We start from the raw sequence: 12,607 nt of genomic DNA, 5'->3' as shown, positions 1-12,607 counted from the left end.
GGGGGGGGGGGGGCCGTTGGGGGGGGGGGGGGGGGGGGGGGGGGGGGGGGGGGGGTGGGGGGGGGGCGGGGGGGGCCCGGGGGGCGGGGGGGGGGGGGGGCCCCCCCCCCCCCCACCCCCCGCGCAAGGGGGCGGCGACCGCCCCCTTGCGCAACCCCCTCGCGGTCCGCGCCTCCCCCCGAAAGGTCATCCGTGCAGGCGCTGCACCATTTCGGCCAGGTCGCGCGACAGGGCCGGTGCCGCCAGAATGCGGCCCAGTTCGGCGCGCATCAGCCCCTGCCGGTCTGCATCGTAACGGGCGATGGTTTCGAACATGGTCGACATGCGCGCCGCCGTTTGCGGATTGACCGGATCGAGCCGGATCAGCCAATCGGCCGCCAGGCGGTAGCCGCTGCCATCGGGCTGGTGAAAACCTGCGTGATGCGCAGCGAGAGCGCCCAGGGCGGCGCGGAAGCGGTTGGGGTTCTTCCAGTCGAAATCGGCAGCGCCCATCAGGCGCGCCGTGATGGCGGGCGCGTCCTGCGGTGCCGCGTGCAGGATCTGCAGCGACAGCCATTTGTCCATCACCAGCGGATCGTGGCCCCATTGCCGGGCGAAGGCGCGGGTCTCCTCGGTGCCGCGCCCGGCCTCGATCAGGCAGGCAAGGGCGGCGGTCTGGTCGGTCATGTTGCCGGCCTCGGCATAGGCCCGGGCGGCGGTTGCACCACCGTCCAGCCGGTTCATCAGGCCCAGAACCGCGTTGCGCAAGGCGCGCTGGCCGGCGGAGCGGGCATCCGGACTGTAGGGCCCGGGCTGGCGCAGTGCCTCCCACAGGCGCGGCAGATCGGCGGCGAGGTGGCGGGCCAGCGCCTCGGCCATGCGTTTGCGCGCGCGGTGGATGCGGTCGGGATCGGGCACGATGCCGGCCCCGTGCAGGGTTTGCGCCATGTCGTCTTCGCCCGGCAGGCGCAGGGCCAGGGCGCGAAACGCCGGATCGAGCGTTTCGTCGCGCAGCACGGTTGCCATCGCGTCCAGCCATGCCGGGCCGGGGCTCGCGTCCTCGGTCACCATGCGCGCCATCACCTGCTTGGCCAGTGCGCGCCCTGCCTCCCACCGATTGAAGGGATCGGTGTCGTGCGCCAGCAGGAAGGCACGGGTGGCATCGTCGATGTCGTGGTCCAGCACCACCGGCGCCGAAAACCCGCGCAGGACCGACGGCACCGGGCGCGCCGCAAGACCTGTGAACACGAAGTCCTGCCGCGGTTCGGTCAGTTCCAGAACCGTGGTCGGCACCACTTCGTCGCCATTCGGGTTCAGAAGGCCGACGGCGACCGGAATGTGCAAGGGTAGCTTGTCCGGCTGCCCCGGCGTCGGGTTCGTTTGTTGCGAAAGTGAAAGCGTATAGGTGCCGGTTCCGGCATCCCAGGCGTCGGTCACCGTCAGGCGCGGGGTGCCGGCCTGTTCGTACCAGCGCTTGAACTGCGTCAGGTCGCGCCCCGTGGCATCGGCAAACACCTGCAGCCAGTCCTCGATCGTGCAGGCCTGCCCGTCGTGGCGCGAAAAATAGAGATCGAGCGCCCTGGCATAGGCTTCGGCCCCCACGAGGCGACGCAACATGCCGATCAGCTCGGCGCCTTTTTCATAAACGGTGGCGGTGTAGAAGTTGTTGATCTCGATGAAACTGTCGGGGCGGACAGGGTGCGCCAGGGGGCCTGCATCCTCGCGGAACTGGCGGGCGCGCAGCGTCAGCACATCCTCGATGCGCTTGACGGCATGGCTGCGCATGTCGCCGGTGAACTGCTGGTCGCGAAAGACGGTCAGCCCTTCCTTCAGGCACAGCTGGAACCAGTCGCGGCAGGTGATGCGGTTGCCGGTCCAGTTGTGGAAGTATTCGTGGGCGATGATCGCCTCGATGCGGGCAAAGTCGTCGTCGGTGGCGGTGGCAGGGCTGGCCAGAACATAGCGGGAGTTGAAAATGTTCAATCCCTTGTTCTCCATCGCGCCCATATTGAAGTCATCGACGGCCACGATGTTGAAAATGTCCAGGTCGTATTCGCGGCCATAGACCTGTTCGTCCCAGATCATCGACCGGATCAGCGATTGCAGCGCCCAGTCGCAGCGGGTTTCGTCGCCGGGCCGCACCCAGATGTTCAGCGCGACATCGCGCCCCGAGCGGGTGCGGAAGGTGCCGGAATGCGCGCGCAGATCGCCCGCGACCAGCGCGAACAGATAGGCCGGTTTCGGCCAGGGGTCGTGCCATTCGGCCCAGCCCGGCCCGCTGGCCACCAGGTTGCCGTTGGACAACAGCACCGGCAGGTCGGATTCGATCCGCACCCGGAAAGGGGCCATCACATCCGGCCGGTCGGGGTAATAGGTGATCTTGCGAAAGCCCTCGGCCTCGCACTGGGTGCAATACATGCCGCGCGACATGTAGAGCCCTTCCAGCGCGGTGTTGCCCTCGGGCGCGATCTCGACTTCGGTTTCCAGGGTGAAGGCGCGGTCGGGCAGCAGACCCGCCGGCACGGTCAGGCCGGCGGCATCGGGGGCGACGGCAAGCGGCGCACCGTCGAGCCGCAGCGATACCAGGCGCAAGCCTTCGCCGTTCAGCCGCAGGTCTGCACCCGGCGCGACCGGGGCGATGCGCAGCCTCGCGGCAACCCGGGTGGCTTGCGGCGCAAGCCGGAAGGTCAGATCGACCGACTCGACCCGGAACGGCCAGGGTTCGTAATCGGCAAGATAGATCGTCTGGGCAAGGTCTTCGGGCATCTTGGTCTCCGCGCCGGGCAGCGACCCAGATGTAGGGGATCGCGGCGGCAAGCGAAAGCCTCAGCGCCGCTTGCCGGGCACGCGCGACAGAAAGCCGGGCGGTCGGCGCGCCACCCATTCGGCGAAACGCGCGAGCCTGGGGTGCGCGCGCAGGGCTTCGGGCGTGTTGTAGGCACGCGCGAGATCGGCCTCGGACAGGGTGGCGTGGATTTCGCGGTGGCAGATGTGGTGCATGAGGACGGTAGGCCCGTTCTTGCCGCCCTTCAGCTTCGGCACCAGGTGATGCAACGATTGCGGCACATCCGGCGGAATGGGCCGCAGACAGAGCGGGCAGGTAGGGGGCTGGTCCATGCAGGCAGGCAGGTGTGCCCCGGCCCGGGGTTCCAGAACCGGGGCAGGGCGCCCTAGAGCGCGGCGACGATGGCGGCGGGAACGGCCGTCATCAGCGCGGTGATGATGATGAGACTACGGGTCAAGCCCTTGAACATGTGTCTTCTCCCTGTTTCCGAAGCCGACATCTAGGGTCGCCAACGCTGCGCGTCTGCCCGGTTGACGCATTTGTGAGCAGCCGGCTTGAGCGAAGGTCGCGCTGCCTGTATCGTATCGGGAAAACAGGCGAGGCAGGGCAGATGGGCGTGACGACCGTGCAGCAGATGGCCGACCGGGTGGCCGCGCTGATGGAGCAGAGGCTGAATGTCGGCGGCAAGGGCCTGCGCGAAAAGCTCAAGCGCGGCGGGCGCCGACTGCCGCGCAAGATTCGGCGCGAGGCCGAATATCTGGCCGAAGTGGCCGAACTGGCGCTGCATCCCAAGGTGCAACTGATGCTGGACGATGCGCGGATCGCGGCCGCCTATGATGCCTGCGTGAAATACCTCAACCCGATCGGGGCGGCCCAGCGGATGAAGGGTGCGCTGATTGGTGTTGGCGGGTCGATCGCGTTTGCCTTGCTCGCGGTTTCGGCGGGGCTGATCGGTGTGATGGTCTGGCGCGGGCTGATCTGAGCCCGGGCGGGACGAAGGCGTTTCGGGGGGCCATCGGCCCCCCGAACGGAGCGGTTGCGTTCAGAGCCCGGGATAGATCGGGAAGCGGTCGCACAGCGCCTGCACTTCGGCCCGGACCTTGGCCTCGACAGCGTCGTTCGCCTCGCCGTTTGCGGCCAGACCATCGACCACTTCGACGATCCAGCGGCCGATCTGGCGGAACTCGGCCTCGGCAAAGCCCCGGGTGGTGCCGGCCGGGGTGCCCAGGCGCACGCCCGAGGTGATGGTGGGCTTTTCGGTGTCGAACGGGATGCCGTTCTTGTTGCAGGTGATATGCGCGCGCCCCAGCGCCTTTTCGGTGGCGTTGCCCTTGACGCCCTTGGGGCGCAGGTCCACCAGCATCAGGTGCGTGTCGGTGCCGCCGGTGACGATGTCGAGCCCGCCTTTCATCAGCTCGTCCGCCAGCGCTTGGGCATTGCGGATGACCTGGGCCTGATAATCCTTGAAGCCGGGTTGCAGCGCCTCGCCGAAGGCGACGGCCTTGGCGGCGATCACGTGCATCAGCGGGCCGCCCTGGATGCCGGGGAAGATCGCCGAGTTGACCTTTTTCGCAATGTCCTCGTTATTCGTCAGGATCATGCCGCCGCGCGGGCCGCGCAGGGTCTTGTGGGTGGTGGTGGTGGCCACATGAGCATGCGGGAAGGGCGAGGGGTAAAGGCCCGCCGCCACCAGCCCGGCGAAATGCGCCATGTCCACCAGCAGATAGGCGCCCACGCTGTCGGCGATTTCGCGCATGCGCGCAAAGTCGATGATGCGCGGAATGGCGCTGCCGCCGGCGATGATCATCTTTGGCTTGTGTTCGGTGGCCAGCGCCTGGACCTGGTCGTAATCCAGCGTCAGATCCTGCTTGCGCACGCCGTATTGCACGGCATGGAACCATTTGCCCGACTGGTTGGGGGCGGCGCCATGCGTCAGGTGGCCGCCGGCATCGAGGCTCATGCCCAGAATGGTGTCGCCCGGTTTCAGCAGGGCCTGGAACACGCCCTGGTTGGCCTGACTGCCCGAATTGGGCTGCACATTGGCAAAGCCGCAGCCGAACAGCTGGCAGGCCCGTTCGATGGCGAGGTTTTCGGCGATGTCCACATGCTGGCAGCCGCCGTAATAGCGCTTGCCCGGATATCCTTCGGCATATTTGTTGGTCATCACCGAGCCTTGTGCCTCCATCACGGCGCGGCTGACGATGTTTTCGGATGCGATCAGTTCGATCTCGTCGCGTTGGCGACCCAGTTCCTTGCGGATGGCGTCGAACAGCGCGGCATCGCGGGTGGCCAGGGTTTCGGTGAAAAAGCCGGTATCGCGGGCGGTCATCAGGATCCTCCGGGGCATGGGTTGGCGCTATCTAGCCCGGTTGCACCGCCTGGAAAAGCGACGAAAGCGACGCCTGCGGCGAAATGCGCGAAATCTCCGCCGCGAATCGGAAACCCGGCTTGCGCCGGCGGGACGGCCTGCGCAAAGTGGCAACCACCAACAGGAGGCCCGATTGCCCCGCACCATCGCCTTTCGCGCCTCGCCTGCGGACCAGGCCCAGGCCGCGCTGGCCGATCTGACCGCCCGCTATGGCCAGAGCCCCGACTTTGCCGCCGACGTCATCGTTGCGCTGGGGGGCGACGGGTTCATGCTGGAAACGCTGCATGCCACGCAAAGCCTGGGCCTGCCGGTTTACGGCATGAATTGCGGCACCATCGGGTTCCTGATGAACGCCTATCAGCCCGACGGGCTGGAGGCGCGGCTGGAAGCCGCGGTGGAGGAGGTGATTCATCCGTTGGCCATGAAGGCCACCCGCAGCGACGGCACCGTGGTGCAGGGCCTTGCGATCAACGAGGTGTCGCTGTTGCGCGCCGGCCCGCAGGCGGCCAAGCTGCGCATCCTCGTGGACGGGCGCGAACGCATGGCCGAACTGGTGTGCGATGGCGCGCTGGTCTGCACCCCGGCCGGTTCCACGGCCTACAACTATTCGGCGCACGGCCCCATCCTGCCGATCGGGTCCGATGTGCTGGCCTTGACGGCCGTGGCGGCGTTCCGGCCGCGGCGCTGGCGCGGGGCCTTGCTGCCCAGCACGGCAACCGTGCGCTTCGAGGTGCTGGAGCCGCACAAGCGCCCGGTGATGGCCGATGCCGACGGCCATTCGGTGCGCGATGTGGTGGCGGTGGAGATCCGGTCCGAGCCGCGGATCCGGCACCGGATCCTGTTCGATCCGGGGCATGGGCTGGAGGAGCGGTTGATCTCGGAACAGTTCGCCTGATGTTGCAGGGCATGCGGCGGGAACGGCCGTGTGCCGTTGGCCGAGGCAACGGTTCTCGTGGCGCTGGCGGCATCGCGCAGCGCGGGCCGCCAGGACGGACCTCGGTTTGCCGGGATCGGTTCGGGCGAACCCCTGGTCCGCTGACCCGGGGCAGGGTCCGGCCGTTGCCGACCTGCGTTGCGGCAGGGGCCTCGAAACACGCGCGGCCGCCTAGCCTTGCCAGTCGTCGAACCCGAAGAACTGGAAGTCGCGGGCATAGGCTTCGCGCACCGCGGCCTGATGATCGGGCGTCACGATGGCCGCCAGCGGATGCGCCAGCGACGGCGGTGCCGCGGGAACGGGCGGGCAGGCGGTCCCGACCTCGGCCGCAAGCCAGGCCAGCCCTTGGTGCAACCGATCCTCGCGCAGCAGGGCATCCGGCGGCAGCTGGGCGGAAAAGCCTTGAATCACCGTAGCCTGGCTGGCCCAGGAGGCATCGATCCGCACCGAGGTCTGCCCGGCCAGGTTGCCCTTGAGAAAGGTCAGAAACTTCAGAAACGCCTCGGCCTGATGTTCGGGTGTCAGACGGTCCAGCCGGTCGGGCGGCGGCAGGTCCAGCTTCCAGGCCCGTTTCAGGATGCCGCGCACCTCGCCGGCCTCGCCTGACAGGATCCGTTCGCAAAACGCGGCATGGGCACGCGCCAGCGGATGCCGCAGCACCGTAAAGCTGCGCGCGCCGGGGTTGGATTTCTGCCAGGCTTTCAGGGTTTTCTGGTTGAAGCCTTCCAGCAGGCCCGCGGTCTTGCCCAGGGCCGACAACCAGCCGCGCACCTGCGCCTCGGGCCCGCCCTTGAGCGGCTGGAACAGCAGCGGCGCCCCGGCAGCCGCAACCCAACTGGGCACCGCCGCCCCGCGCCGCGGTTCGAAATTGGGGGTGCGGCCAAGGTTGAAACGGTCCAGCCGCGCCAGACCGGCGGCCATTTCGGCCGGGTTTTCGACCAGATCGTCCAGCGGTTCGGGGTTTTGCTTCTTGATGCGGTCATCCAGCGCCTGAAGCCGCCCGGGCACGCCCAGAAAGGCCGCCAGACCGTTCAGCACCTCGAGGTCGCCCACATCCTCGTAATCGAGGTAGAAGGCCGTCTGGCCGCTGGTCTGCAAGGCGCGCAGGATGTGCAGCTGGAATGCCTGCAACGCGCCGACATGATCGGCGAATTCCGCCGCATCGAACCGGGCCCGCGCGGCGCGCCGGCGCCGGGCATCGCCCAGTTTCCATTGCCCGGTGGCGCGGGCGATCTTCAGCGAGACATAGCTTTCCAGCGGGTTGCGCGTCAGCACCACCTTGGCGCAGCGCCGGTCGGCGAGGCAGGCGGCCAGCACCCGCGGGTCGTGATCGTGAAAGAATCGGAACCCGGCCAACCCGTCGGTCGCGGCCTCCATCGCGCGCATCAGCGACAAGGGGTCGTCCTCGCGCTGCGCAAGGCCGATGCCGAGGTATTCGGCCTGATCCTTGCGGCCGATGAAATGCGGGTTGAACGCCTCGCCATGACATTGCACGCCCGGAATGGCGTTCAGGTTGGCTTCGAGAAAGTTCGAGCCGGTGCGCATGTCGGCCAGCACGATGAAGCGGTCGAAAGACCGGGGCAGGGTGGGCATGGGCCTATTTCACCAGATAGGGGCGGCCCTTGCGGCCGGCAGCGGGCGAGGGGTCTTCGCCCAAGGGAATGTCGCCGACCATGGTGGGCTGCATGCCCTGGTTGCGCAGATCCTGGATGAAACGGCCGAAACCGCCAAGGTCGGCCAGCCGGGGCGCTTCGGCAAGGCGGCGCAGCGCGTTGGGGCTGATTTCATCCACGATCGTCTGCAACGGCTCCATCGGGTTTTCCAGAAACTCGGCCAGCGTCCAGATGCGCACCCGCGCGCGGGTATCGTGCTGGCGCAGCTGTGCGACGTGGCGCGCCTCGATCTGTTGCAGGCGCGCAGCCTCGCGGCGCAGGTCGGAAAAATCGCCCTTGGAGCGGAACAGCGGCACTGCCCAGGCGCCGGTGATGACCGAAACCTGCGCGTTGGGGTCGCGGGCAAAGAAGGGGGCGATGTCCTGCACATCGCGCGGGCCGAACTGAAAACATTGCCGTTCGCCCCGGGTGTTCCAGATCAGCGAGGTCAGGAACCTTTCCGGGTCGTAGTCGCGCAAGGCGGCGCTGTCGGACAGGCAGCCGTTATACACCCGCTCGCCCCCGGCGAAATGCACCCGGTCGGGTGCGAACAGGTGGCCATGCACCCGCCCGCCGATGCTGCGGGCCAGCCAGCTGTCGAAATCCTGAAACAGGTCGCCGAAGCCTTCGAACACCGAATAGAGCTGCGCGGTCAGGCCGTTTTCCCAGCCGCGCCAGGGAAAGCGGCTTTGCATGTAAAGCCCGGCGCGGCCGCGCACCCGCCGCTCGGTCGCCTTGGAAAACAGCCGGTCGATCTTGCCGGGATTGGGGTCGGCCCGTGGGCCTTGCGTTTCGGCCGGGGCGAGGAATTCGCGGTAAAGCCGGTTGGCCTGCGGCCAGATCTTGCGCGCCACGAAGCAATCCGACCGGCGCAGCAGTTGCAGGTGATCGTCGTAGAAGATATGCGGCTTGCCCTGAAAATCGAACTTGGACAGCGTCAGCGACCGGCTTTCCACCGTGGTGGAATGCAACCGCACCAGGGTCTGGAAATAGCTTTCGTCGGGGATCCAGACGCGGCGGAAATAGCGGTCGTATTTCGGGCGGTCGGGGTCGTGGACGATGGCCTGCAAGGTGGCCCGGGTCAGGCACCACCACTGGCTGCCCAGATGCGGGGTCAACCCCGCCGGGATGCGGCGGCGGATGCCCAGCTTGCGTTGCAGCGTGACATAGGTGTCGAACAGCCAGCGGTGCTTGCGCCAGCTGAACGGAAAGCGCAGCGTGAAACGCTCGCGGTCCAGCCCGCCCACCGTCCAGCCGACATCGGCGGTGGTCACGCTTTCGATGAAATCGGTGCGCGGCCGGGCGGCCAGGTAATCGCGCAGCTCGGCAACCGGGCGCAGCGGCAGGCACGAGCCCGAGGCCAGGTAGACATGCCCCAGACCGGGAAAATCGCGCAGCATCAGCCCGGCTGCGTCCAGCGTGGCGGCGACCAGGCCCCAGGTGCCCCATTCGCAGGCGTGCCGGCGCGAAAAGCGCACGTTCGCCAGATCCGACAGGTCGGCGACGAGGCGGTCGTAGGCCACCGCCTTGACCCGGGCATCCACATGCAGCACCACCGGACAGCCCGCCTCGGCCCAGACCCGAGCGACCTGGGCCGCGCGGTGCAGCGCGGTGTGGCACAGCATGATGAAGCCCAGGCTCATCGCGTCACGCCCAGTTGCCCTTGGACATCAGCCCGAGGATTTCGAGCTGGCGCCAGTTGATGTATTTTTCGGACCATTTCGTCCACAGGTCGGGGTGGGCCTTCAGGCCCTCCCGGTAGGCGACATACTCCTTGGAGGCGGCAAAATGCTGGCGCCGCTGCATTTCTTCTTCGGCCTTGATCGTCAGCGTGTCGAGGAACTTGGCATGCAGCAGACAACCGCTGGCCTTTTCGCCCCCCGACTGGTCGTAGACGAGGTTCAACCCGCGCGGCAGGATCATGTGGGTCGAGCTGACGTAGGCATAGCTGCGGTGCCAGTGCACCAGCGGAATCTTGTTCAACGCCGGTGCGCGTTCCGGGGCATCGGCAAAGAACATCCGTGCGCGCGGGCCGCCCTGGATCCACAGGTTGCCCAGCGTCGGGTTGCGCTTGATGGAGTAATTGCCGCTGTCGAACCAGCAGGCGATCTCGAAGGGATCCTGCCCTTCGCGGTAGGGCTGCGCATCGACCGGCCCCTTGGGATACATGTCCAGGATCATCGCCGCAAAGGCGCGCACCGACGAGGCTTCCAGCCAGTCGGTCAGCGCGCGCAAGGGGCGCGTATCGCTGAACGGATAGACGAGGAATTCGTCGGCATCGACCGTCACGCACCAGTGCCGATGACCGTATTTGCGCAGCAGCCAGTTCTGCCAGTCCAGCCCGAAACGCGCGCGCTTGTAGCTGGCGGTGGTGGACCAGACCGATGCGTCGGGCTGTTCGGCCAGCCATTCGCCCGACCCGTCGTCGGAGCCGTTGTCTATGAACAGAAAATGGTTGACGCCGAGCTTGCGGTAATACTCGACGAAAAAGGGCAGGCGCACCCGTTCGTTGCGCAGGCAGCAGCACAGCAGGATGTCATGCTGGCGGATGCGGTCGGTGCGGTCCTGCGCGGGCACAAGATCGCGGCGGCGCAGAAAGGCCCGCAGCAGCCAGCGCTTGCGCCGCAACCGCATCCGGTATGAACCGATCAGACCCAAACCCTTCCTCCGCCGGTCCGGTGCAGACCGTTTGCCAACCACGCACGCGACAGGAACAGGCCCTGGGTCAGACCCACCCCCCGCGCGACATCAGCCCCAACGCTTCCAGATGCCGCCACCCCTGATAGCGTGCCGAACGGGCACACCACAAGTCCGGCGCCCGGATCAGCGCATCGTAATAATCCTCATACAGCAAAGAGTTGGCAAAATGTTGGCGCCGAGCCTTTTCCTCGGCAGATTTTGGCACCACGGTCGGCAGGAACTTGGTGTGCAGCAGCACCCCGGAAAGCGCCTCGCCGCCGTCACGCGCGGCGGTCTGGTTCAGCCGGCGCGGCAGCAGCGTGTGGGTCGAACTGACATAGGCATAGCGCCAATGCCATTTCACCAGCGGCACCTTGCCCAGCGTCGGTGCGCGGCGCGGTTCGTCGGCAAAGAAGGTGCGGGCGCGGACGCCGCCTTGAATCCACAGGTTGCCCAGCTTGTGCTGGCGGCGCATCACATAATTGCCGGCGTCGAACCACGGCAGCACCTCGGCCGGATCCTGCCCCGGGGCGTGGCGGGCCTGGTCCAGCGGGCCCTTCGGGTAAAGGTCCAGCATCAGGGCGCCCAACGCCGGCACGTCGTGATCGTCGAGCCAGGCCGTCAGCGCCGGCAGGGGGCGGGTTTCCCAGTGCGGATAGATCAGGATCTCGTCGGCATCGACCGTCAGGCACCAGTGCCCCGACCCGTGGCGCAAGAGCAGCCAGTTCAGCCAGTCCATCCCGAAGCGCGACCGCTTGTAGCTGTGCGGGGTGGTCCAGACCGACACGTCGGGTTGCCCCGCCAGCAGGTCGACGGTGCCGTCGGTGCTGGCATTGTCGACGAACAGGAAATGCCCCACGCCAAGGCGGCGGTAGTGGTCGAGAAAGAACGGAAGCCGCTCGGCCTCGTTGCGCACGGTGGCGAACAGGCGGATCATGCCGGGCACCAGCGCCCCGGTGCGGTCGGCCTGCGGCTGCAACTGGTGCCTGCGGCTGATGGCGCGCGCCAGCAGCCACCGGCGGCGCTGACGTAGCCGGAACGCCCACCACAGGCGTTCGGGCCAGGGGCGCGAGTCCCCGTCGGCGGCGGGCCGCTGCGCAGGCGCAGCAGGTTGCCGCGACGGGGGCATCGCCGGTTACTGCGCCGCCTTCGGCAGCGCGACCATGTGCGTCAGGAAATCGGCCAGCTCGTCGCGCAGGTCGGGGCGGGCAAGGCCGAAGGCCACGGTGGCCTGCAGGAAACCCGCCTTGGACCCGCAATCGTAGCGCTGACCACGGAAGCGGAACCCGTGCACCTGGCCCGATTCGACCTCCTCGGCGATGGCGTCGGTCAACTGGACCTCGCCGCCCGCGCCTTGCCGCATCCGCGACAGGTTCTGCATCACCTTGGGGGTCAGGATATAGCGCCCGATCACTGCCAGGTTGGACGGTGCAGTGCCTTGGGCAGGCTTTTCGACCATGCCCTTGGCGCGCACGACCGAGCCCATGTCTTCGGCCACGTCGAGCACGCCATAGGCCGATGCCTTTTCGGGCGGCACTTCCATGGCGGCCACCATGTTGCCGCCGACTTCGCCGTAAGCCTCGACCATCTGCTGCAGGCAGGGCTTTTCCGCCGCGATCACGTCATCGGGCAGCAGCACGGCAAAGGGTTCGTCGCCGATCAGGCGACGGGCGCACCAGACTGCATGGCCCAGCCCCTGCGGCCGGTTCTGCCGGATATAGGCGATGGCGCCCGAGTCCATGTTGGTGGACTTCAGCTCCTCGAGCAGCTCGGTCTTGCCCTTCTTGCGCAGCGCCGCTTCCAGTTCGGGTGCGTCGTCGAAATAATCCTCCAACGCGGATTTGCCGCGCGAAGTGACGAAGATGAATTCCTTGATCCCGGCCGCGCGCGCCTCGTCGATGGCGTACTGGATCAGCGGGCGGTCCACCAGGGTCATGATTTCCTTGGGAATCGATTTCGTCGCAGGCAGAAAGCGGGTGCCGAGGCCGGCTACCGGAAAGATCGCCTTTATCACCTTCTTGCGCATTCGCGTTGTCCTTGGTTTCGAAGGGCATTGGCGGCGTCATGCACGCGCGCCGGAGGGTTTCGGTGCTTAACAGGCTGCTGAAGAAGTCCACGAGGCGGAACAGTTTTCCCTCTGTTTGGGCGGCAGCGGTGAGCGTCGTGCTGGTCGAGGCGAGGTATGGGTGCCCGATGCCACCCCTCGTCGT

At 67.3% G+C, this 12,607-nt stretch carries 10 protein-coding genes; 2 read left to right on the top strand and 8 right to left on the bottom strand.

Annotation, left to right across the window (positions count from 1 at the left end):
- Window positions 1–186: 186 nt before the first annotated feature.
- Complete coding sequence (gene pepN, locus ACK4S2_RS14425; RefSeq protein WP_409625835.1) at window positions 187–2,745, bottom strand: aminopeptidase N; 2,559 nt, start codon at window positions 2,743–2,745, stop codon at window positions 187–189.
- A gap of 60 nt (window positions 2,746–2,805) precedes the next feature.
- Entirely contained in the window at window positions 2,806–3,096 is a 291-nt protein-coding gene (locus ACK4S2_RS14420; protein ID WP_409625832.1) for an HNH endonuclease, read from the bottom strand.
- Window positions 3,097–3,374: 278 nt separating this feature from the next.
- On the opposite strand from ACK4S2_RS14420, the gene ACK4S2_RS14415 reads away from it, so the two are divergent.
- Window positions 3,375–3,746 (top strand): hypothetical protein, encoded by a 372-nt coding sequence (locus tag ACK4S2_RS14415; RefSeq protein WP_409625829.1) that lies wholly within the window; start codon window positions 3,375–3,377, stop codon window positions 3,744–3,746.
- A gap of 60 nt (window positions 3,747–3,806) precedes the next feature.
- Here ACK4S2_RS14415 and glyA read toward each other — a convergent pair whose 3' ends face one another.
- Window positions 3,807–5,093 carry a serine hydroxymethyltransferase gene (gene glyA / locus ACK4S2_RS14410; protein ID WP_409625826.1) on the bottom strand — a complete coding sequence of 429 codons (1,287 nt, stop codon included), beginning with the start codon at window positions 5,091–5,093 and terminating at the stop codon, window positions 3,807–3,809.
- 172 nt (window positions 5,094–5,265) lie between these two features.
- Here glyA and ACK4S2_RS14405 point away from each other — a divergent pair, with 172 nt between their 5' ends.
- Window positions 5,266–6,027: an NAD kinase gene (locus ACK4S2_RS14405; RefSeq protein ID WP_409625824.1), complete on the top strand. Its 762-nt coding sequence runs from the start codon at window positions 5,266–5,268 to the stop codon at window positions 6,025–6,027.
- A gap of 210 nt (window positions 6,028–6,237) precedes the next feature.
- Here the strand turns inward: ACK4S2_RS14405 and ACK4S2_RS14400 are convergent, their stop codons facing one another.
- The 5 genes from ACK4S2_RS14400 to galU form a co-directional block, all read right to left on the bottom strand.
- Window positions 6,238–7,659, bottom strand: coding sequence for a nodulation protein NodH (locus ACK4S2_RS14400; RefSeq protein WP_409625821.1), 1,422 nt, complete (start codon window positions 7,657–7,659; stop codon window positions 6,238–6,240).
- A 4-nt stretch (window positions 7,660–7,663) separates the two neighbouring features.
- The gene (locus ACK4S2_RS14395) at window positions 7,664–9,361 is read right to left on the bottom strand and encodes a beta-1,6-N-acetylglucosaminyltransferase (RefSeq protein WP_409625818.1); all 1,698 of its coding nucleotides are present in this window, start codon (window positions 9,359–9,361) and stop codon (window positions 7,664–7,666) included.
- A gap of 4 nt (window positions 9,362–9,365) precedes the next feature.
- Window positions 9,366–10,352, bottom strand: a complete 987-nt coding sequence (locus ACK4S2_RS14390; RefSeq protein WP_409625838.1) for a glycosyltransferase family 2 protein — start codon at window positions 10,350–10,352, stop codon at window positions 9,366–9,368.
- A gap of 91 nt (window positions 10,353–10,443) precedes the next feature.
- Window positions 10,444–11,526 carry a glycosyltransferase family 2 protein gene (locus ACK4S2_RS14385; RefSeq protein WP_409625815.1) on the bottom strand — a complete coding sequence of 361 codons (1,083 nt, stop codon included), beginning with the start codon at window positions 11,524–11,526 and terminating at the stop codon, window positions 10,444–10,446.
- Between the two features lie 6 nt (window positions 11,527–11,532).
- Window positions 11,533–12,423, bottom strand: a complete 891-nt coding sequence (galU, locus tag ACK4S2_RS14380; RefSeq protein ID WP_409625812.1) for a UTP--glucose-1-phosphate uridylyltransferase GalU — start codon at window positions 12,421–12,423, stop codon at window positions 11,533–11,535.
- Window positions 12,424–12,607: the final 184 nt, after the last annotated feature.

Source organism: Gemmobacter sp., from assembly GCF_046292685.1.
GTDB lineage: Bacteria > Pseudomonadota > Alphaproteobacteria > Rhodobacterales > Rhodobacteraceae > Wagnerdoeblera.
The sequence above is the reverse complement of the archived record's forward strand: the minus strand, read 5'-3'. Positions and strand labels throughout refer to the sequence as shown.